We start from the raw sequence: 20,764 nt of genomic DNA on the forward strand, positions 1-20,764 counted from the left end.
GCTGGTCCGTAGGACCGTGTGGAGGAGCTCGGACTAGTCCATCACGTCGACGTGCACGTGGTCGCGGTGCTCGAGGATCGCTCGGTCGCCGCCCGAGGACGACGGCACGTCGTAGTCGGTCCAGCCGTCGCCCGAGCGCGACCCCGCGTGCCAGATCCGGTCGTCGAAGATCAGGGTGTTGATGTCGAGCCGGTCGGCCTGGGCGACGAGGTAGGACGCGATCGCCCACCCGCGCTTGCGGTTGTCGGGGTTGACCGGTCGGACGAAGATGTCGATCGCGCGGCCCTCGTAGTGCGCCGACCCCTTCATGTGGCCGCTGGAGACGCCTTCCGGCTCGAAGCCGCCGAGGGACAGCGTGCCGAAGACCGACTCGACGTCGCGGCGCACCAGCGAGGCCCGCTCGACCAGACCGGCGTCGTCGAGCCGGTCGCTCGCCTCGTCGGCGTCGCCGTCGGTCTCGCACCAGAAGGCGCGCGGGCTGTTGCCCGTGAGGGCGGAGGCCAGCGCCCGGGCGTCGGCCTCGTGGTCGGCGTACGCATCGGGGAAGCCGGAGCGCTGCACGGCCTGCGCGGCGACGGTGATGTCCATCGCCTCGTAGCCCGCGACCTCGACCAGCTCGTCGTAGAACGCGTTGGTGGCATAGACGGGGTCGAGGAGCTGCTCGACGGTTCCCCATCCCTGGGACGGCCGCTGCTGGAACAGGCCGACGGAGTCGCGGTCGCCGTAGTCGATGTTGGCGATCTTCGACTCCTGGTAGGCCGTCGCGAGCGCGATGCTCGCGGCGCGGGCCGGGAGTCCGCGCTCGATGGAGATGGCGGTGATCAGGGCGGCGTTCTCCGCCTGCTCCTGGGTCAGCTCGACCGTCACCTCGCCGACCTCGGCCGTGCACCCGCTCGGCCGGATCAGGGGACCGACCCCGCGGTTGACCAGCACCCCGACGACGGCGAAGACGAGCACCCCGGCGAGGCCGACGACCACGGCCTTGCCGAGCAGGGTGAGCCGGGTCCGGGGACGGCGGGCCGGTCGGACCTGTCTGCCCATGGTCAGTTGGCGTGCAGGGCGGCGTTGAGGGCGATGCCCTCGCCCTTCCACGCGACGGCCTCGATCGCGCCGCTGATCGAGTTGCGGCGGAAGAGCACGTTGCTGGCGCCGGACAGCTCGAGTGCCTTGACGACCTTGCCGCCCTCGCCCGGGAGCGTGACCTTGGTGCCGGCCGTGACGTAGCAACCGGCCTCGACGACGCAGTCGTTGCCGAGGGAGATGCCGATGCCGGCGTTGGCGCCGAGCAGGCAGCGCTCGCCGATGGAGATGGTCTCCTTGCCGCCGCCGGACAGGGTGCCCATGATGGAGGCGCCGCCGCCGACGTCGGAGCCGTCACCGACGAGCACGCCCGCGGAGATGCGCCCCTCGACCATCGAGGCGCCGAGGGTGCCGGCGTTGAAGTTGACGAAGCCCTCGTGCATGACGGTGGTGCCCTCCGCCAGGTGGGCGCCGAGCCGGACGCGGTCGGCGTCGGCGATCCGCACGCCGGTGGGCAGGACGTAGTCGACGAGGCGCGGGAACTTGTCCACGCCGAACACGGTCACGTGCTGCCCGGAGCCCCGCAGTCGCGCCCGGGTGTCCTCGAAGCCCTCGACCGCGCACGGACCCGCGCTGGTCCACACGACGTTGGCCAGCAGCCCGAAGACGCCGTCCATCGAGATCGTGTGCGGCGTGGCGAGCCGCGTGGAGAGCAGGTGCAGCCGCAGCCACACGTCGGCGGTGTCGACCGGCGCCGCGGCCAGGTCGGCGATCTGGACCAGGCGCACCTCGCGGCGTACGGCGCGGAGCTCGTCCTCGCCCACCAGCGCGGTCAGCGAGGCGGGAGCCTCGCTGCCGTCGTGCTCACCCAGCGCGGGGGAGGGGAACCACACGTCGAGGACGGTGTCGTTGGCGTCGAGGGTCGCAAGGCCGTGGCCGTAAGCAGCAGAAGTCACGGGCAAAGCCTACGGAAGGGCAGATGGACGACTTCTTGCGGATGCACGAGAGCCGCCGCCCGGCTGGGCGACGGCTCTCGGAGCTGGTCGGGTGGACCCCGGTTCAGCGATGACTCAGGCGACGACCGTGATCGCGACGAAGTCGGAGTAGATGTAGTCCTCGTAGGAGGCGTCCGGGGTGTAGAGCAGCTGGACGTTGTGGACGCCGACGCCGAGCTCCTTGACCTCGCTCCAGAGCGTGTCGCAGACGCCGAAGTCGAACAGACCAGCGCCCTCGACCGTGTCGAAGGTCAAGAAGCTCGGGGACTGGCTGCCGCCCTTGATGTCGCCGTTGAGGTAGGCATCGACGTAGCCCTCACTGGGGTGCGAGCCCTTGAAGAGCACCTGGCCGGTGAGGACCGGGTCGGACGTGCTGCAGTTGGCCGACTGGGAGATCGTGACGGCGTTGGCGGACAGGGAGAGCGAGGAGTTGTAGACCACGACCTTGGTCGCGGCCTTGCCGACGCCCTTGACCTTGGCCTTGACCTTGTAGGAGCCGGGCGCCAGCGTCGAGGGGAGCTGGAACTTGGCCTTGCCCCGCTTGAGCTTCTTGGTCTCCTTGATGGGCTGGCCGGCGACGACGAAGGTGATCTTGCCCTTCTTCTTCACGCTCTTGGCCGTGACGATCACGCCGGCCTGGCCGAAGTGGGAGCCCGGCTTGTTCTTGGAGAGCTTGAGTCCGCTCAGCTGCATGGTCCGGGCGGCGGACGCCTCGGCCTGCCCGACCGGGGCGGCGACGGCTGCGGCGCCTGCGAAGGTCAACGCTGGGGCGGTCAGGGCGGCAGCTGCCACCGCGGTCGTAACGAGAGTGGCGAACGTGCGCACGTCTCTGCTCCTCATCTGTGAGTGGATCGTGATCCGGCATGTTCCTTCGCGGCTGCGCAAAGTGACCGGCATGCCTTGACTTCCCCGATCCGGCTCGTTGAAACCTCAGGTGGGGATCACTGCCCCGCGCGGCCGTCGATGCACTCGCGGACCAGGTCGGCGTGCCCGCAGTGGCGCGCGTACTCCTCGATCATGTGCACGACCAGGTCGCGCACCTCACTGGGCTCTCCGTGCACGTCGACGAGGGTGTCGAGGTCGGTGCGGTCGAGTACGGCGCGGGCGTGCTCGACCTCGGCCCGCCAGAGCTCCCAGGAGTCCGCCACGAGCGCGTCGTCGGCCTCGCCCGCCCAGTTGAAGCCGGCGTCCAGATCCTCGTCCTGGAAGAGCCGCGGGATCTCCATGTGGCCCTCGATGACCCGCCGGAACCAGCTCTGCTCGACGCGCGCCATGTGCCGCACGAGCCCGAGCAGCGACAGGTTCGACGGCGGCACCGAGCGGGTGCCGAGCTGGGTCGGGGTCAGGCCCTGGCACTTCAGCTCGAGGGTCGTGCGGTAGGCCTCGAGGTAGCCGACCAGGGTGGCGAGCTCGCCCCTCACCGGGCCTGCCTCCGAGCGGGGGTCCTGGTCCTGGGGGAGCCACATGCCGTCGTACCCGGGGTTCGCCATGGGGGCAGCCTGTCGCGCACGCATGGTTGACGGCAAACGGATTGGCGCCACGCCGACGCATCGCCGTACGATCGAGGAACAGGCGTCTGAGCCGTCATCAGCGGCGAGCCTCCGGAAGAACAGCCCACGCACGCCGGCGTGGAGCCCACTAGAACCGGGTCAGGACTTGAGTGGCAGCGTCGGGAGACGCCGCAAGCGAGGTGGTACCGCGGTCCCTGTCGGGGATCGTCCTCGTGGGTCAATCGATCACACGAGCAGGAGTTGCCACCCATGACCTATCCCAAGGTCTCGCACACCAACGCGAAGAGCGTCCCCGGCCAGCCGGGCTTCCCCGCACTCGAGGAAGCCGTCCTGTCCTACTGGGACGCCGACGGCACCTTCCAGGCGAGCATCGATGCGCGCGACGCCGAGACCGACCGCGAGTTCGTGTTCTACGACGGCCCGCCCTTCGCCAACGGGCTGCCGCACTACGGCCACCTGCTCACCGGCTACGTCAAGGACCTGATCCCGCGCTACCAGACGATGCGCGGCAAGCGCGTCGAACGCCGCTTCGGCTGGGACACCCACGGCCTGCCCGCCGAGCTCGAGGCGATGCGCCAGCTCGGCCTCAAGACCACCGACGAGATCCACGAGCTCGGCGTCGAGAAGTTCAACGAGGCCTGCCGCGAGTCGGTGCTGAAGTACACCGGCGAGTGGCGCGACTACGTCACCCGCCAGGCGCGCTGGGTCGACTTCGAGAACGACTACAAGACCATGAACCCCGACTTCATGGAGTCGGTCATGTGGGCGTTCAAGCAGCTGCACGAGAAGGGCCTCATCTACGAGGGCTTCCGTGTCCTGCCCTACTGCTGGAACGACGAGACCCCGCTGTCCAACCACGAGCTGCGCATGGACGACGACGTCTACAAGATGCGCCAGGACCCGGCCGTCACGGTCGGTCTCCGGCTCGAGACCGGCGAGCTCGCCCTCGTGTGGACCACGACACCGTGGACCCTGCCGAGCAACCTGGCGATCATGGTGCACCCCGACATCGAGTACGTCGTGGTGCGCTCGGCCACGCCGACCGGCTCTTCCGAGCGCTACATCATCGGCGCCGAGCGGCTGGCGGCGTACAGCCGTGAGCTCCTCGAGGGCGACGGCTCGATCGAGGACCAGGTCGTCGAGCGCGTGCACGGCCGTGACCTGCTCGGTCGCAGCTACACGCCGCCGTTCAGCTACTACCTCGGCCACGAGAACGCCTTCCGCGTCGTCGAGGCCGACTTCGTCACGACCAGCGACGGCACGGGCCTCGTGCACTCCGCCGGCGCCTTCGGTGAGGACGACAAGGTCGTCACCGACCGCGAGGACATCGAGGCGGTCATGCCCGTCGGCAAGGACGGTCGCTTCACCGCGCCCGTGAGCGAGTACGCCGGCATGCTGGTCTTCGACGCCAACCTGCAGATCATCGACGACCTCAAGGGCACGACCGCCTCCGTCACGCCGGGCACCGTGCTGCTGCGCCGCGAGACCTACGACCACTCCTACCCGCACTGCTGGCGCTGCCGCGAACCCCTCATCTACAAGGGCGTCTCCTCGTGGTTCGTCGAGGTGACCAAGGTCAAGGAGCGGCTGCTGGAGCTCAACGAGGACATCCGCTGGGTGCCCGACCACATCCAGCACGGCTCGTTCGGCAAGTGGCTGGCCAACGCCCGCGACTGGTCGATCACCCGCAACCGCTTCTGGGGCTCGCCGGTCCCGGTGTGGAAGTCCGACGACGAGGCCTACCCGCGCCTGGACGTCTACGGCTCCTTCGAGGAGATCGAGCGCGACTTCGGCCGGCTGCCGGTCGACCACGCGGGCAACGCCGACCTGCACCGGCCCTTCATCGACGAGCTGACCAGGCCCAACCCGGACGACCCGACGGGGAAGTCCACGATGCGCCGCGTCACCGACGTGCTCGACGTGTGGTTCGACTCGGGCTCGATGAGCTTCGCCCAGGTGCACTACCCGTTCGAGAACGCCGACTGGTTCGAGGGCCACTTCCCCGGTGACTTCATCGTCGAGTACATCGGCCAGACCCGCGGCTGGTTCTACACGATGCACGTCCTGGCGGGCGCGATCTTCGACAAGCCCGCCTTCTCGACCTGCGTCAGCCACGGCATCGTGCTGGGCAGCGACGGGCAGAAGATGAGCAAGTCGCTGCGCAACTACCCCGACGTGCGCGAGGTCTTCGACCGCGACGGCGCCGACGCCATGCGCTGGTTCCTGATGAGCTCGCCGATCCTGCGCGGGGGCAACCTGGTCGTCACCGAGCAGGGCATCCGCGACTCGGTGCGCCAGGTGCTGATCCCGTTGTGGAACAGCTGGTACTTCTTCAGCCTCTACGCCAACGCGGAGTCCTACGACGCGTCGTACAACACCGCCAGCAGCCACCCGATGGACCGCTACATCCTCGCCAAGCTGCGTGACTACGTCGCCGCGATGACCCACGAGCTCGACAACTACGAGGTCGCGGGTGCGTGCGACTCGACGCGCTCGTTCCTCGACGTGCTCACCAACTGGTACATCCGCCGCTCGCGCGAGCGCTTCTGGAACAGCGACTCGACCGAGGCCTTCGACACGCTCTACACCGTGCTCGAGACCGTCTGTCGCGTCACCGCTCCGCTGATGCCGCTCGTCACCGAGGAGGTGTGGCGTGGGCTCACCGGTGAGCGCTCGGTGCACCTGACGGACTGGCCGATCGTGGACGACCTCCCGGCCGACGAGTCGCTCGTCGCCGCGATGGACTCGATCCGCGAGGTCTGCTCCGCCGGCTCCGCGCTGCGCAAGGGCGCCTCGCTCAGGAACCGGCTGCCGCTGGCGTCGCTGACCATCGTGGTCGCCGACCCCGACCGCCTCGCGCCCTTCACCTCGATCGTCGCCGACGAGCTCAACGTCAAGAGCGTGCGGCTCCTCGACGTCGAGACCGACGAGGCGCACGCCTACGGCGTCAAGCAGTCGCTGACGGTCAACGCCCGCGCCGCCGGCCCGCGCCTGGGCAAGGACGTCCAGCTCGCGATCAAGGGTTCGAAGTCCGGCGACTGGAGCGTCGCCGACGACGGCACCGTCACCGCCGGCGGGCTCGCGCTCGTCGAGGGGGAGTTCTCGCTGGAGACAGTCGCCGCCGACACCGGCGCCGACACCGCGACCGGTGTGCTGCCGGGTGGTGGCTTCGTCGTGCTCGACACCGCGCTCACGCCCGAGCTCGAGGCCGAGGGCGTCGCCCGTGACCTGGTCCGGGCCGTGCAGCAGGCGCGTCGCGACGCCGGCCTCGACGTCAGCGACCGGATCACCCTCACGGTGAACGGCCCCGCCGACGCGCTCGCCGCCGCTCGCACCCACGAGACCCTGCTCGCGCAGGAGACGCTGGCCACGAGCGTGTCGTATGCCGATGCGCCGGACATCGCCGTGAGCGTCACCCGCGCCTGAGTGCCCGTGCGCCGGCCGCCGCCCACCGCGGCGGCCGGCGCTGGGTCAGCGGTGCCGCATGAGGGTCTTCTCATCGGTGTCTCACCGCGACCTCATCGGGCGTTCGTAGCGTCGCGGCCATGACCTCGACAGTGGACACGACCGGCCTTGCCCGCACCGACGACACGCTGGCTCGCCCCAGCCGATCGCACGAGCTCGCCGAGCATCGCGAGCCCCTCGACCCCGCGCGGCTGCGTCGCGCGAAGGTCGCCTACACGACCCGTTTCCTCGCCGAGCACCTGCGCTCGGAGCAGGACCTGACGCTCGTCGCGGGGGCGGCCGTGCAGCCGCGGCCCGGCGACATCACGCTGGCCCGTGTGGTCGAGATCGGCCAGCACAAGCGGCTCGAGAGCCCGACGAGCCGGCGGGCCGCGCTCTTCGTCGGTGACGAGGTCGTGGTCGCCTACGGCCACCGCTACGCCCCCGACCAGTTCGAGGCCGAGGTGCCTGAGGATCTCGCCCCGGCCCACCTCGTCGCCGCCGGGGGCGTCGTCGGCCGGGTGACCGCCCAGCACGCCGCGATCGAGGACGCGACCGTCCTCCAGCCGCTCGGCCTGCTGGCCGACGAGACCGGCGTGCTCACCCTCGAACGGCTGGCCCCCTGCCGGCTGGTGGATCCTTCCAGCGAGCTCGGCCTGCCGCGCCCACGGGTCGTCGCGGTGCTCGGCACGTCGATGAACTCCGGCAAGTCCACCACCTTGGCGTGCCTGGTCCGCGGCCTCGTCGCCTCCGGCCGCCAGGTCAGCGCGGGCAAGGTCACCGGCACCGGTGCCGGCGGCGATCCGGGGATGTTCCTCGATGCGGGAGCCGCTCGGGTCCTCGACTTCACGGACTTCGGGTTCCCGTCGACGTACCGCTTGGCCCACACCCAGGTGCGCGCCCTGCTGGTCTCGATGATCGAGCACCTCAGCGAGCCCACCACCGACGTCGTCGTCCTGGAGATCGCCGACGGCGTCTACCAGCAGGAGACGGCGCGGCTCATCGGTGACCCCGTGTTCGCCGACCTGGTGGACCACGTGGTCTTCGCCGCTGCCGACTCCCTCGGCGCAGCCGCCGGGGTCAGCAGCCTGCAGGCTGCCGGCCTCGACGTCGTCGCCTGCAGCGGCGTCGTCACGGCTTCCCCGCTGGCAGCGGGGGAGGCCCGCGGCGCGCTGGGCGTCCCCGTCATCGACACCTTCGACCTGACCGATCCCGAGGCCGCTGGGCGCCTCCTGTCGTGACCCGCGAGCATGCCGCCCTACCGGCGCTCCTCGTCGGCGCCCGCCGGTCGTTGTTCGCCCGCCTGGTCGGCACCGGCCTGGCGCAGGCGGGACTGGTGGGCGTCACGGCGGTGGCGATGCCGGTCCTGCTGGCCTCGCCGGACGCCGTACGCCGCGGTGCGGCCGCCGCCGTGCTGCTGGCGGGCGCCCTGGCCCTCGGGCTGGTGCGCTCGCGCGAACGGGTGCTGGGCGAGCGGCTGGGTCAGCACTACGTCCAGGAGATCCGGGTCGGACTGGTCGCCTCCAGCCTGGTCGACGACCGGTCCTCGCTGGGCATCACCGTGGCCCGGACCACCAACGACCTCACCTCGGTGCGCAACTGGATCGCCCTCGGCATCACGCCCATCGCCGTCGGGGTGCCGCTCATCGCCGGGACCCTCGTCGCCCTCGCGATGTTGTCACCGATGCTGGCCGTCGCGGTCGCCGTCCCGATGACGGTGCTCGCGGTGGTGCTGCTGCTCCTGGCGCGCGTCTCCTACGACCGGTCGCGACGGCTGCGGCGCCAGCGTGGACGGTTGGCCGCACACGTCAGCGACACCGTCCACGCCGCCGGCTCGATCCGGGCCGGCGGTGGCCAGCGGCGCGAGCTGCGCCAGGTGGAACGCCGCGGTCACCAGGTGATGGAGGCCGCCGTGGAGCGCGCCCGGGTGGCCGGACACATCCGTGGCGCCGCGGTGGCAGCCGCTGCCGTCGCGGCGGTCGCGGTGGCGATGGTCGGCGCGTGGAGCGCCCTCCCCGGCGGCACCATCGCGACCGCGCTCACGGTCGTCGGTGTGCTCGCAGGGCCGGTCACCGACCTGGGCCGGGTGGTGGAGTACCGCCAGTCCTACCGCGCAGCCCGACGCATCCTCGCCCCTGCCCTCGTCGCCGGCAGCGTCCTGCGCCAGCCGCTGCCGCGCGGCACGGCCGGGGGGGACCCCGAGACCTCGACGCTCGAGGTGCGCGGCCTCGTCGTGCGCGGCGCGTCGTTGCCGGACCTGGACGTCGGTCCCGGTGCGACGGTGCTGGTCCGCAGCGCCGACCCGGTCCGCGTCGAGACGGCCATGCGGGCCCTGGCCGGCCTGGACGCCGAGGCCGGGCACGTCCGGGTGGCTGGTCGCTCGCTGGCGGACGTCTCGTCGGACGAGAGGCGCGCCCTGGTCGGCCATGCTGCCCGCGACCTTCCCCTGGAGCGCGGGACGCTCGCGCGCGCAGTGCGCTACCGACGCCCCGACAGCACCGAACCCATCGGTGCTGTGCTGGCCACCGTGGGTCTCGTCGAACGGGTGGCCCGGCTCCCCGACCAGGAGCGCACGACCCTGCGCCGCGGTGGTGAGCCGCTGAGCCCTGCCGAGCGGGCTCAGGTGCGCCTCGCGCGTGCGTTGTACGGCGCTCCGCCCCTGCTCGTCGTCGACCACCTCGACGCCCAGCTCGGCCGAGGTCGGGTGGAGGTGCTCCGCGAGAGCCTGCGCGCGCACGAGGGGGTGGCCGTGGTCGCCAGCGACCATCCGGAGGCATTCCTCGACGACGTCGTCATCTGGGACCTGGACTCCGGGTCAGGGGAGCCGGGAGGCCACCTTGTCCAGGTGCGCGACGACTGTGTCCTCCTCGGCGTCGGGGACGCCCCAGATCAGGTCGGTGACCCCGGCGTCGGTCCAGAGCGCGATGTCGTCGGGCGAGGGCCTGGAGACGATCAGCAGGTGGATCTGGGGTGACCCTGCCCGCCCGGCTTCGGCCCAGGCGCCGTGCAGCAGTGCGGCCGACGCGGCGACGTCGGCCGTCCGCGGCGTCGTCATCCAGCCGTCGGCGTGCTCGGCGATCCACTCGACCGTCCTCGGCCCGGCCTCCGCGCCGATCACGAGCGGCACGTGGGCCTGCACCGGCTTGGGAAAGGCCCACGACGGACCGAAGGACACGAACTCCCCGTCGTACGCCGCCTCCTCCTGTGTCCAGAGGGCGCGCATCGCCTCGACGTACTCCCGGAGCACGGTCCGTCGCTTGCCCGCCGGGACGTGGTGATCGGCGAGCTCGTCGGTGTTCCAGCCGAAGCCGGCGCCGATCGTGACCCGGCCGCCGGAGAGGTGGTCGAGGGTGGCGATCGTCTTGGCCAGCGTGATCGGGTCGGACTCGACGGGCAGCGACACCGCGGTGCCGAGGCGGATCGTCGACGTGACCGCTGCCGCGGTCGCCAGCGCGACCCACGGGTCGAGGGTGCGGAGGTAGCGATCGTCGGGCAGTGACTCGTCCCCGGTGCCGGGGTGGGCCGCGCTCCGCCGTACGGGGATGTGGGTGTGCTCGGGGACGTAGAAGGTGTCGAAGCCGCGTTCCTCGGCTGCCCGGGCGCAGGCGGCCGGGGTGATGCCGCGGTCGCTGGTGAACAGGACGACTCCGTTGCGCATGGCGCAAGACTAGAACACGTTCTCCTTTGTGCGGGCTGTGCCGTTGCCGATCGGCCCGTCGCCGCGGGCTGGTTGGATGGAGGCATGCCTGCGCCCGCACCCTTCCTGGACCTCACGCTCGACGTCGTCACCCTGACCGAGCAGCTGGTCAACATCGAGTCGGTGAGCCACGCCGAGGAGGCGATCGCGGACGCGGTCGACGCCGCGCTGCAGGCGCTCCCGCACCTCACCGTCACCCGACGGGGCAACACCGTCGTGGCGCGGACCGACCTCGGCCGCGACGAGCGGGTGGTCATCGCCGGCCACCTCGACACCGTCCCGATCAACGACAACCTGCCCGCGCGCCGGGACGGCGACATCCTGCACGGCCTCGGCACCTGCGACATGAAGGGCGGCGACGCGGTGATGCTCAAGCTCGCCGCCGACGTGACCGAGCCCAACCGCGACATCACCTTCATCTTCTACGAGGCGGAGGAGGTCGACTCCGTCTACAACGGTCTGCGGCTGCTCGCCGAGAGCGACCCGGAGCTGATGACGGCCGACTTCGCGATCCTGATGGAGCCGAGCAACGCGGCCGTCGAGGCGGGCTGCCAGGGCACCATGCGCGTCGACGTGCGCACGACCGGCGAGCGCTCGCACTCGGCCCGCAGCTGGAGGGGCGTCAACGCGATCCACAAGGCGGCGCCGATCCTGGCCCGGCTCAACGACTTCGTCGCCCGCCAGCCGGTGATCGACGGACTGACCTACCACGAGGGCCTCAACGCCACCGGGATCCGGGGCGGGGTCGCGGGCAACGTGATCCCCGACGAGTGCGTGGTCGAGGTCAACTTCCGCTTCGCGCCCGACCGCGACGAGGCGGACGCCGAGGCGTTCGTGCGTGACTTCTTCGAGGGCTTCGACGTCACCGTGACCGACATGGCAGCGGGTGCCCTGCCGGGGCTCGACCGGCCGGCGGCGACGGCCTTCGTCGAGGCGGTGGGCGGCCAGGTCGCGCCGAAGTTCGGCTGGACCGACGTCGCGAGGTTCACGGCCCTCGGCGTGCCGGCCGTCAACTTCGGCCCCGGTGACCCGATGTTCGCCCACAAGCAGGACGAGCACGTGCCGATGGAGCACATCACGCGCTGCGAGCAGCAGCTGAAGGAGTGGCTGGCATGAACCAACGCTTCAAGGGCCCGATCATGACGCGACGTGGCCAGGTCGAGGAGGGCTCGACCACCGATCAGCGGCTCCTCGACTCGCGCGGGCCCAGCGACTGGGTGCACACCGACCCGTGGCGAGTGCTCAGAATTCAAGCTGAGTTCGTGGAGGGCTTCGGCGCGCTCGCCGAGCTCGGCCCGGCCATCGGCGTCTTCGGCTCCGCCCGCACCAAGCCCGAGCACCGCGACTACGCCCTCGCCGAGAAGGTCGGCCGGCGGCTGGCCGAGGAGGGCTTCGCAGTCATCACCGGCGGAGGGCCGGGCACGATGGAGGCCGCCAACATGGGCGCCAGCGAGGCAGGCGGCGTCAGCGTCGGTCTCGGCATCGAGCTGCCCTTCGAGGCGGGGCTCAACCAGTGGGTCGACAAGGGCATCAACTTCCGCTACTTCTTCGCCCGTAAGACGATGTTCGTCAAGTACAGCCAGGGCTTCGTCGTCCTGCCGGGCGGGCTCGGCACCTTCGACGAGCTCTTCGAGGCACTGACCCTCGTGCAGACCCAGAAGGTCACGTCGTTCCCCGTCGTCCTCCTCGGCACCGCCTACTGGCAGGGGCTGGTCGACTGGCTGCGCGACACGGTGCTTGCGGAAGGCAAGATCAGCGCGGACGATCTGGACATGTTCACCGTCACCGACGATGTCGAGCTCGCCGTCGAGCTCATGGTCAAGGCCCGCCAGGGCACGGTCGAGACCCCCGCCCCCGAACGACCGGAGTGAGCCGATGATGTGGTTGTTCGCCGTCTTGATCGTGCTCACGATGGGCGGTGTCGCCTTGGTCGCCTCGGGTCGCACAGGCGCCCTGCCGGAGGAGTACGGCGATCGGCCGGACGTGCGCGTCCCCGCCGGCCCCCTCGTGGCCGACGACCTGCGCCGGGTGCGCTTCTCGCTCGCGTTCCGCGGCTACCGGATGAGTGAGGTCGACACCCTGCTCGAGCGCCTCGCCGACCAGCTCGAGCAGCCCTCCTCGAACGTTCCCGACACGGCTGACGAGGCAGCCGACCAGCCCTCCCATGGCGGCCGGACCCTCGACTGAGGCACACTCCCGGTCATGTTCCTCGAAGTTCTCGTCTACATCCTGACCCCGCTGGCGGCGGTCGTCGTGGTCCTGACGCGCCTGCGGCTCAGCGGTGACGGGAGCGCTGCCGGCCGGCTCCAGATCAGTCACCAGCTGCTGTTGGCGCACACGGCCGTGGGCACGCTCGCGTTGTTGTCGTGGGTGCTGTTCCTGCTGTTCGCGCCCGACAGCCTGCTCGGCGGCGCGGGCGCGGGCATCGTCGCGATCGGCCTGTGGTGGATCACCACGATCGTCGGACTGCTGATCCTGGCCCGCTGGTTGCCGGCCCGCGGCAAGCACGCCGAGGCCGCCGCGACCGACTCCTGGAGCGAGGGTCCCTGGCTCTCGGTGCTCGCCCACGTCGGGCTCCTCGTGGGCGTGCTGATCTTCACCCTCGCCTACCTCACCGCAGCCGTCTGACCCGACGGCACCCCGCTGGGTCGGCGCACCTGCACCGAGCTCAGCGGCCGTGGAAGACCGGCTTCTCCTTCGCCACGAAGGCGGCGACCGCGGCGGCGTGGTCCTCGGTGGCGCCGGTGCGGTTCATCGCCTGGCCCTCGTTGGCCAGCGAGTCGGCGAACGAGTTCTGCGAGGAGAACGCCACCGACTGGCGGATGGAGGCGAACGCGACGGTCGGCCCGGCGGCCAGCCGGGTGGCGAGCGCGCTGACGGTCTCGGCGAGCTCGGCCGCAGGCACGACCTGGTTGGCCAGGCCGAGCGTCTCCGACTCCGTCGCGGAGACCGTGCTGGGGAAGTAGAGCAGCTCCAGCGCCTTGGCCTGCCCGACGAGTCGCGGCAGGTGATAGCTCGCCCCCGTGTCGGCCGCGAGGGCGACGCCGGCGAAGGCGAAGTTGAACCCGGCCGTGTCGGCCAGGACCCGCATGTCGCAGGCGAGCGCGAGGGACGCACCAGCGCCGGCCGCGACTCCGTTGACGGCCGCGACGACCGGCTTGGGCATGGTCGCGAGTGCGGTCACGATCGGGTTGTAGTGACGCTCGACGGTCGTGAACAGCTCGTCGCTCGCGCCGCTGCGGAGCAGCTCGATGTGCTCCTTGAGGTCTTGCCCGACGCAGAAGCCACGACCCGTGCCGGTCAGCACGACGCAGCGCACCGCCTCGTCGGCGGCGACCTGCTGCACGATGTCGCGCAGCAGCTCCTTGGTGGCGATGTCGAGGCTGTTCATCGCGTCGGGCCGGTTGAGGGTGATCGTGGCGATGGCGTTCTCGACGCTCAGCAGCACGGGCTGTTCGAGGCTCATTCCCGCAGTCTGCCAGCCGGCTGGGCGGTTGATCTGCGCCGACCCGTCAGGAGGTCTTCAGGGTGCGCGCGACGAACGTGGAGGCGGCCGGTCGCAGCCGCTCGCCCTCGACCTGGAAGAACGCAGTCGCGCGGTGCCCCGGCCAGTCCGTGGGGAGCAGCTCGCTGGGCAGCCCGGGGTCGGTGAAGAGGAACTTGCGCCACTCGTGGACCAGCCGGAAGCGGGCTGCGTAGGCCGCCTCGTCCGGATCCGCGTGCGCGGCGAGGTCGGCTGCCATCCGGTCGGCCGCTTCGCGCATCCAGACGTCGTACGCCGCCGCCAGCGCCTCGAGGTCCCACGCCTGCACCGGCGCGTCGGCGGGGTCGAAGTCCTCGACCACGGCAGTGGTGGCGCTCGCGCCGACGCGGGCCAGCGTGGCCTCGAGCTCGGCGCGGGGGAAGGGGCTCACCCACACCCGGTCGGCGAGCTCTGCATAACCGAGGAACGGCAGGTCGCGCAGCACCGCGGCCCGGGTCGTGCGATCGGCGTACGGCGCCACGAAGACGAGCTGCCACGAGCCGTCCCAGGAACGTGGCTGACGCTGGTAGATCCGCGTGGCCGACTCCTCGAGCCGCCGGACCGCCTGCGCGGTGGCGGCATAGCCGCGCGCGCCCTCGACGGTGGCCGGCGCGAGCCAGCCCTGCGAGACCATCCTGGAGACGGCGGTCCGCACCGCCGGCGCAGCGATGCCGAGAGGCGCGAGCAGGCGCACCAGATCGGCCACCGCGGCCACGTGTCCGTGTGTCCCGAGGTGGTCGCCGTACACATCGAAAAGTGCAGACCTGGCGTGCATGTGAGGAGTCTGCCAGCAGTGCTCGGAGACCTGTGGTCCCCGTCACGCCCGGCATGGGGGATAATGGATTCCTAGAACGCCGTCGAGGAGGCCCCAGCCGCCTCGATTTCGCATGTGGAGCCAAAGACCGGTGATCCACTCCCGCAGAATCAGGAAGAGGTGCGCCGATGGCCGCCATGAAGCCCCGGACGGGCGACGGACCACTCGAGGTGACCAAGGAAGGACGCGGCATCGTCATGCGCGTGCCGCTCGAGGGCGGTGGCCGCCTCGTGGTCGAGCTCAACAAGGACGAGGCCGCCGCGCTCGGCGACGCACTCAAGGACGTCGTCGGCTGATCGTGGCCGCCTCGTTGAAGCTTCCCGCCCAGGTCTCCCCGCCGGAGTTCGCCCTCAGCCCGGCCCTGCCGCACCAGATCGGCGGCGCCGAGGTGTGGGCACTGCCGGTGATCCCCGCGGACGCCGAGGACGGCTCTGTCGCCCTCGGGCCGGGTGCGGAAGAGGTGGGCGAGCTGCTCGGGCTCGACCTGCTCGGTCTCCTCGAAGCCCAGAAGGCCACCGGCCGGACCGGTGAGGTGACCACGGTCCCCGTCGTCCACGACGACGTGCAGGTGCTCCTGCTGGTCGGGGTGGGGGAGCAGACGGTGACCGACTTCCGGCGCGCCGGGGCGACCCTCGCCCGCGCGACCAAGGACCGCGCCAGCGTGGCCACCTCGATCACCGCGATCGCTCCCGACGAGGGCCTCGGTGCCTTCGTCGTCGGCGCGATGCTCGGCTCGTTCGGGTTCCACTGGCGCTCGACCGGGCCCCAGGAACGACCCGTGGCGCGCATCGTCCTCGGCGGCACCGTCGACGAGGTCGCCGACGAGGAGCTCGCCCGCGCCCTGGCCGCCGGCGGTGCCGGCTGGCGCTCGCGGATGCTCGCCTCGGTGCCCTCCAACCTCAAGACGCCGGCCTGGCTGGCCGAGCAGGCCGAGGAGTTCGCCGCCGCAGCAGGTCTCGACGTCACGATCTGGGACGAGCAGCGCCTGGCCGACGAGGGTTTCGGTGGCGTGCTCGCCGTCGGCGCCGCCTCGGTGTCGCCGCCGCGACTGATCCGTCTGGACTACTCGCCGCGGGGCGCCACGAAGAGCACGCCGACCGTGGTGCTCGTCGGCAAGGGCATCACCTTCGACACCGGCGGCCTGGACATCAAGCCCCCCTCCGGCATGTTGTCGATGAAGCGCGACATGTCCGGTGGAGCCGCGGTGCTGGCCACCATGGCCGCGCTGCGCGACGTCCAGTGCCCCGTCAAGGTGATCGGCCTCGTGCCGGCCGCCGAGAACGCCATCGGTGGTGCCGCGATGCGCCCCGGTGACGTGATCCGGCACTACGGCGGACGCACCAGCGAGGTCAACAACACCGACGCCGAGGGCCGGCTGGTGATGGCCGACGCGATGGCCTACGCCGTGGCCGACCTCAAGCCCGACGTGCTGGTCGACATCGCCACCCTGACCGGAGCGATGAAGGTCGCCCTCGGGCAGGGCACCGGCGGCTACTTTGCCAACAACGACGCGCTGGCCGGCCGGCTCGCGGAGGCGTCCGAGTTCTCGGGCGAGCTGTTGTGGCGGATGCCGCTCGTGGCCGACTACGAGGAGCGGGTCAGCTCCAAGGTCGCCGACGGCGACAACGCTGCCGGCGGGGCGGGCGCGATCACCGCGGCCCTGTTCCTCCAGCACTTCGCGGGCGACGTCCCGTGGGCGCACATCGACTTCGCCTCCATCGCCGAGGCCCCGGAGGAGCGCTACGAGTGGACCCAGGGGCCGACCGGCTTCGGTCCGCGCCTGCTGCTGGCCTGGCTCGGCTCCGAGGCCCCGCTCGAAGGGATCGTGTGATGAAGGGTCTCAGTGTCCGGTGGTCGCTCGCGACGGCCGAGGACGGTGTGGAGGAGCAGCTGTCGACGTACGTCGCGGAGAGCTCCCATGCCCGCTTCACCGGCATGGCCGGGCTCCAGTTCAAGACCTGGCGGATGGTGCCGGGTGAGTGGTTCGAGGGCTGCTACGTCTTCTCCTCCGACGAGGTGCGCGCCGAGTTCCAGGCGACCTTCACCGCAGGTGCCGCCGAGTCGCCCGTCTCGCAGCTCGTCGGCTCCGGACCGGTGCTGATCGAGCCGTGCGACATCGTCGCGATCGCCGAGGGCTGGGACGGCTTCAACGCCGCTCCCCGCGCCTGACTTCTTCTCGCTCCCGCAGCGGTGAGTGAGCCACATTCGAAGTCACTCGAATGTGGGTGTGCCACCGCTGCACGTCAGGCTGAGTGTCCCTCAGGTCTCGGGCGTCCAGACCTTCTTGGCGACCAGCAGTCCGTCACCGACGGGCAGCAGCACGGGCACCAGCGACTCGTTCTCCGCGATCGTGCGACCCAGGTCGCGGATCGCGACGGTCTCCTCGTCGCGCTGGGCGGGGTCGGCGACCCGGTCGTGCCACAGGGCGTTGTCGAAGGCCACGACGCCGCCGGGGCGCAGGAGGCGCAGGGCCTCCGCGAGGTAGGCGGGGTACTCGCGCTTGTCACCGTCGCAGAACACGATGTCGTAGTGCCCGTCGGTGAGGCGGGGGAGCACGTCGAGGCCGGCGCCGGCGATCGTGCGGGCGCGGTTGGCCGAGATGCCGGCGTCGCTGAAGGTCTCCTTGGCGAGGCGCTGGTGCTCGGCCTCGATGTCGACCGTGGTCAGCACGCCGTCGGCGCGCATGCCGCGCAGGAGCCAGAGGCCGGAGACACCGGTGCCGGTGCCGATCTCGACCACGGCACGCGCGTCCAGCACGGAGGCCAGGAAGCGCAGCGCAGCACCACCGCCGGAGCCGATCGGAGCGACCCCGACCTCCTCGGCACGGGCACGCGCAGCGGCCAGGATGTCGTCCTCCGCCACGAACTCTTCGGCGTAGGTCCAGCTCGCGGGCTTGATCGGGGTGGTGATGATGATCCTCCTGGAGACGGGACGCGCGCGTGCGCACAGCGTGGCAGCGACTCTATCGCTCCCGGCGGGGACTTCCGGGAACACACGAGCTGACCCGTCCGTTGTGCACGAAGAGTCCCAATCCTGAGCAGGCTCGCGGTGCTTTCACAGGGTCCTCTCAGACCCGGTCCCTAGGTTGAGGAGGTCAGACACTGTTCGGTCAGCAGCTCAAGCGCCAGGGGGCACCGATGATGGACCAGAGTGAAGCCACCGTCGGCGTGCCGACGTGGGACGAGGTCGTCGAGAACCACTCCGACCGCGTCTTCCGCCTCGCCTACCGCCTCACCGGCAACCGGCCCGACGCCGAGGACCTCACGCAAGAGGTCTTCATCCGGGTCTTCCGCTCGCTCGACACCTACACGCCCGGCACCTTCGAGGGCTGGCTGCACCGCATCACCACCAACCTCTTCCTCGACGGCGCCCGCCGCAAGCAGCGGATCCGCTTCGACGCCCTCTCCGACGAGCGTGCCTCGCGGTTGGAGAGCACCGACGTCGCCCCCGAGACGTCCTACGCCGACCAGCGCTTCGACGACGACATCGAGCTGGCGCTGGCGACCCTGCCGCCCGACTTCCGCGCAGCCGTCGTGCTGTGCGACGTGGAGGGCCTGACCTACGAGGAGATCGCCGAGATCCTCGACGCCAAGCTCGGCACGGTCCGCTCCCGGATCCACCGAGGCCGGGCGATGCTGCGCCGTGCGCTGGCGCACCGGGCCCCCACCGAGGGCCGCGAACGCTACGCCGGCCCCGTGCTCGGGCCCGATGTCCCGGGACATCGGTCGTGATGCACCTCGGGTCGCGCGTCAGCGCGCTCCTCGACGGCCGGCTGCCGGCAGCGGAGGAGGAGCGGGCCTGGGCCCACGTCCACGAGTGCCACCCCTGTCGTGACCTCGTCGAGCGCGAGGGCTGGATCAAGACCCGGCTCGCCGGGCTCTCCTTCTCCGACCGGGCTGCGTGCGAGGCGCCCGACGGGCTCAAGAGCTCGCTGCTCGCAGCCGCAGGCTGCGGGTCGGCGCTGGCCCCGGCGCCGTTCCCGACCGCGTCGAGCACCTTCCGCTCGCGCCATCGTTCCCTGGTCGCCATCGGCGGTGGTGCCGCCGGCGCTGCCGTCGTCGGCGTGCTCGCCCTCGGCGCCGTCAGCACTCCCCAGCTCGAGCGCAGGGCCCCCGTCAGCGATCTGTCGCGCCCGACCGAGACGTCGACGCCGGTGCTCGACGACCGGACCGGCGGCCGGACCGGTGACCGGACCAGCGACCGTGCGGCAGACCGGGCCCAGCGTGCCGAGCGGCAGCGTGCCCGGCGCCAGGAGACCGCGCCGACCGATCCCACCCCCCACGTCGTAGTGGTGCGTGAGCGCCTCGGGTGAGAATGGGCCCGTGAGCGACCAGACCTCCGGACCCAACTCGCCCGATCCAGACGCGCAGCCTGCCGTCGAGCCCGATGGCGAGCCCGACGCCGAGCCCACGCAGCCGATCACCGGAGCGGGCTGGACCTCACCGTCGCAGTCGCACCGTCCGCCGGCTCGACCGGTGGAGCCCGCGCCGGCTCCCGCGGAGCAGCTCGCCCACCAGCCGGCCCCGTCGCCGATCCCGCCCCAGCAGTCGCCGTGGGGTCCGCCGCAGGACACCGCGCAGCTCCCGGGCCAGCCCTACGGTGCCTCCGGGCCGACGACTCCGATGCAGCAGCACCGCGATGATGACCGGCCGAGGGGCCGCGTCTCCGGCTGGGTCTGGCCGGTCGTCGCGACGATGTCCCTCCTGCTCGGCCTGATGGGCGGCTTCCTCGGTGCCCTGGGCTACGACGAGTGGGAGGACAGCTCCTCGACGTACGACGACGGGCTCGACGCCGTCCAGACGCAGGACTCCGCTCCGCTGGAGGCCGACAACGGCTCGGTCCCGGCCGTGGCCCAGGCACTGCTGCCCAGCACCGTGCAGATCCTGGCCGCCTTCGAGGGTGAGGACGAGGGTGCCACCGGCTCCGGCTTCGTGCTCGACCGCGAGGGCCACATCGTCACCAACAACCACGTCGTGCAGGCGGCCGCCGAGGACGAGGGGCCGATCAAGGTGGTCGACTTCGAGGGCGTGCGCCACGACGCGACCGTTGTCGGTCGCAGCCCCGTCTACGACCTCGCGATCTTGAAGATCACCGACGCCGGCGCCCTCGAACCGGCCGCTCTCGGCTCCTCGGTGGGCCTGCGCGTGGGTGACCCCGTCGTCGCCTTCGGCTCGCCGCTCGGGCTCAGCCAGACGGTGACCTCGGGGATCGTCAGCGCCCTGGACCGGCCGGTCACCACCGGCGACGAGGACAACGTCTCGTCCTACATCAACGCCGTCCAGACCGACGCGGCGATCAACCCCGGCAACTCCGGCGGCCCGCTCGTCAACCTCGCCGGCGCGGTCGTCGGGGTCAACTCGGCCATCGCGACCACCGGTGGGGGCAGCCTCGGCGGCGGGGGCTCGGGCAACATCGGCGTCGGCTTCGCGATCCCGATCGAGCAGGTCCGCACCACGGCCGACCAGATCCTGCGCAACGGCGAGGCGCAGTACCCCGTCATCGGTGCGCAGGTGCGCACGGGCGGCGCCGAGTCGGTCGGCGCCCTCATCACCGAGGTCAACGAGGGCACGCCCGCCGAGGACGCCGGGCTGCGCAAGGACGACGTCGTGACCCAGGTCGACGGCAAGCCCGTCACCGACGGCATCGCGCTGATCGTGGCCATCCGCACCCACCAGCCGGGCGACACCATCGAGTTCACCGTCAACCGCGACGGGTCGGAGCAGGCCTTCGAGATCACCCTCGACGGCGAGGTCGGCTGAG

The 20,764-nt window shown here is 71.3% G+C and carries 20 protein-coding genes and 1 pseudogene; 13 read left to right on the plus strand and 8 right to left on the minus strand.

Going from position 1 to position 20,764, the window contains the following annotated elements:
- Nucleotides 1-33 precede the first annotated feature (33 nt).
- From C9J87_RS03055 to C9J87_RS03070, 4 genes are all read right to left on the minus strand, one after another.
- The gene (locus tag C9J87_RS03055) at nt 34-1,041 is read right to left on the minus strand and encodes a hypothetical protein (protein ID WP_232819810.1); all 1,008 of its coding nucleotides are present in this window, start codon (nt 1,039-1,041) and stop codon (nt 34-36) included.
- Between the two features lie 2 nt (nt 1,042-1,043).
- Entirely contained in the window at nt 1,044-1,976 is a 933-nt protein-coding gene (dapD, locus tag C9J87_RS03060) for a 2,3,4,5-tetrahydropyridine-2,6-dicarboxylate N-succinyltransferase (RefSeq protein ID WP_107704682.1), read from the minus strand.
- A gap of 114 nt (nt 1,977-2,090) precedes the next feature.
- On the minus strand, nt 2,091-2,840 hold the full coding sequence (locus tag C9J87_RS03065; protein WP_010831876.1) for a hypothetical protein: 750 nt from the start codon (nt 2,838-2,840) through the stop codon (nt 2,091-2,093).
- Nucleotides 2,841-2,956: 116 nt separating this feature from the next.
- Entirely contained in the window at nt 2,957-3,505 is a 549-nt protein-coding gene (locus tag C9J87_RS03070) for a DinB family protein (RefSeq protein WP_010831877.1), read from the minus strand.
- A gap of 270 nt (nt 3,506-3,775) precedes the next feature.
- On the opposite strand from C9J87_RS03070, the gene ileS reads away from it, so the two are divergent.
- The 3 genes and pseudogenes from ileS to C9J87_RS20110 all read left to right on the plus strand — a co-directional run.
- Entirely contained in the window at nt 3,776-6,952 is a 3,177-nt protein-coding gene (gene ileS, locus C9J87_RS03075; protein WP_107704683.1) for an isoleucine--tRNA ligase, read from the plus strand.
- Nucleotides 6,953-7,071: 119 nt separating this feature from the next.
- On the plus strand, nt 7,072-8,211 hold the full coding sequence (locus tag C9J87_RS03080; protein ID WP_010831880.1) for a hypothetical protein: 1,140 nt from the start codon (nt 7,072-7,074) through the stop codon (nt 8,209-8,211).
- A gap of 116 nt (nt 8,212-8,327) precedes the next feature.
- A pseudogene (locus C9J87_RS20110) lies at nt 8,328-8,978 on the plus strand (ABC transporter transmembrane domain-containing protein); the annotation flags it as partial.
- A gap of 807 nt (nt 8,979-9,785) precedes the next feature.
- On the opposite strand, the gene C9J87_RS03090 reads toward C9J87_RS20110, so the two are convergent.
- Nucleotides 9,786-10,628, minus strand: coding sequence for a TIGR03619 family F420-dependent LLM class oxidoreductase (locus C9J87_RS03090; protein WP_107704686.1), 843 nt, complete (start codon nt 10,626-10,628; stop codon nt 9,786-9,788).
- Between the two features lie 84 nt (nt 10,629-10,712).
- Here C9J87_RS03090 and dapE point away from each other — a divergent pair, with 84 nt between their 5' ends.
- The 4 genes from dapE to C9J87_RS03110 are packed head-to-tail and all read left to right on the plus strand — an operon-like array spanning nt 10,713 to nt 13,295.
- A complete protein-coding gene (gene dapE / locus C9J87_RS03095; protein ID WP_107704687.1) occupies nt 10,713-11,783 on the plus strand; it encodes a succinyl-diaminopimelate desuccinylase in 1,071 nt (356 codons plus the stop codon).
- Nucleotides 11,780-12,538 (plus strand): LOG family protein, encoded by a 759-nt coding sequence (locus tag C9J87_RS03100; protein ID WP_010831883.1) that lies wholly within the window; start codon nt 11,780-11,782, stop codon nt 12,536-12,538. Before dapE ends, C9J87_RS03100 begins: the two co-directional genes overlap by 4 nt.
- Before the next feature lie 4 nt (nt 12,539-12,542).
- Nucleotides 12,543-12,854 (plus strand): DivIVA domain-containing protein, encoded by a 312-nt coding sequence (locus tag C9J87_RS03105; RefSeq protein WP_010831884.1) that lies wholly within the window; start codon nt 12,543-12,545, stop codon nt 12,852-12,854.
- Between the two features lie 15 nt (nt 12,855-12,869).
- Nucleotides 12,870-13,295: a hypothetical protein gene (locus C9J87_RS03110; RefSeq protein ID WP_010831885.1), complete on the plus strand. Its 426-nt coding sequence runs from the start codon at nt 12,870-12,872 to the stop codon at nt 13,293-13,295.
- A gap of 40 nt (nt 13,296-13,335) precedes the next feature.
- Here the strand turns inward: C9J87_RS03110 and C9J87_RS03115 are convergent, their stop codons facing one another.
- Nucleotides 13,336-14,133, minus strand: a complete 798-nt coding sequence (locus C9J87_RS03115; protein WP_010831886.1) for an enoyl-CoA hydratase/isomerase family protein — start codon at nt 14,131-14,133, stop codon at nt 13,336-13,338.
- Between the two features lie 46 nt (nt 14,134-14,179).
- Complete coding sequence (locus C9J87_RS03120; protein WP_107704688.1) at nt 14,180-14,965, minus strand: PaaX family transcriptional regulator; 786 nt, start codon at nt 14,963-14,965, stop codon at nt 14,180-14,182.
- Nucleotides 14,966-15,132: 167 nt separating this feature from the next.
- Here C9J87_RS03120 and C9J87_RS03125 point away from each other — a divergent pair, with 167 nt between their 5' ends.
- The 3 genes from C9J87_RS03125 to C9J87_RS03135 are packed head-to-tail and all read left to right on the plus strand — an operon-like array spanning nt 15,133 to nt 17,173.
- On the plus strand, nt 15,133-15,300 hold the full coding sequence (locus tag C9J87_RS03125; RefSeq protein ID WP_084622999.1) for a DUF3117 domain-containing protein: 168 nt from the start codon (nt 15,133-15,135) through the stop codon (nt 15,298-15,300).
- 2 nt (nt 15,301-15,302) lie between these two features.
- Nucleotides 15,303-16,835: a leucyl aminopeptidase family protein gene (locus tag C9J87_RS03130; protein WP_232819811.1), complete on the plus strand. Its 1,533-nt coding sequence runs from the start codon at nt 15,303-15,305 to the stop codon at nt 16,833-16,835.
- Nucleotides 16,835-17,173, plus strand: coding sequence for a hypothetical protein (locus C9J87_RS03135; RefSeq protein WP_107704689.1), 339 nt, complete (start codon nt 16,835-16,837; stop codon nt 17,171-17,173). The genes C9J87_RS03130 and C9J87_RS03135 overlap by 1 nt, the downstream gene beginning before the upstream one ends.
- A 90-nt stretch (nt 17,174-17,263) precedes the next feature.
- On the opposite strand, the gene C9J87_RS03140 is transcribed toward C9J87_RS03135, so the two are convergent.
- Nucleotides 17,264-17,902, minus strand: coding sequence for an O-methyltransferase (locus C9J87_RS03140; RefSeq protein ID WP_408635501.1), 639 nt, complete (start codon nt 17,900-17,902; stop codon nt 17,264-17,266).
- A gap of 239 nt (nt 17,903-18,141) precedes the next feature.
- Here C9J87_RS03140 and sigE point away from each other — a divergent pair, with 239 nt between their 5' ends.
- Genes sigE through C9J87_RS03155 form a run of 3 tightly spaced genes read left to right on the plus strand, consistent with a single transcriptional unit; the run spans nt 18,142 to nt 20,763 of the window.
- Nucleotides 18,142-18,735 (plus strand): RNA polymerase sigma factor SigE, encoded by a 594-nt coding sequence (gene sigE, locus C9J87_RS03145; protein WP_010831891.1) that lies wholly within the window; start codon nt 18,142-18,144, stop codon nt 18,733-18,735.
- Nucleotides 18,732-19,316 carry an anti-sigma factor gene (locus C9J87_RS03150; protein WP_036490189.1) on the plus strand — a complete coding sequence of 195 codons (585 nt, stop codon included), beginning with the start codon at nt 18,732-18,734 and terminating at the stop codon, nt 19,314-19,316. The genes sigE and C9J87_RS03150 overlap by 4 nt, the downstream gene beginning before the upstream one ends.
- 10 nt (nt 19,317-19,326) lie before the next feature.
- The gene (locus C9J87_RS03155; RefSeq protein ID WP_010831893.1) at nt 19,327-20,763 is read left to right on the plus strand and encodes a S1C family serine protease; all 1,437 of its coding nucleotides are present in this window, start codon (nt 19,327-19,329) and stop codon (nt 20,761-20,763) included.
- Nucleotide 20,764: the final 1 nt, after the last annotated feature.

Source organism: Nocardioides allogilvus (assembly GCF_003047285.1).
Lineage (GTDB): Bacteria > Actinomycetota > Actinomycetes > Propionibacteriales > Nocardioidaceae > Nocardioides > Nocardioides allogilvus.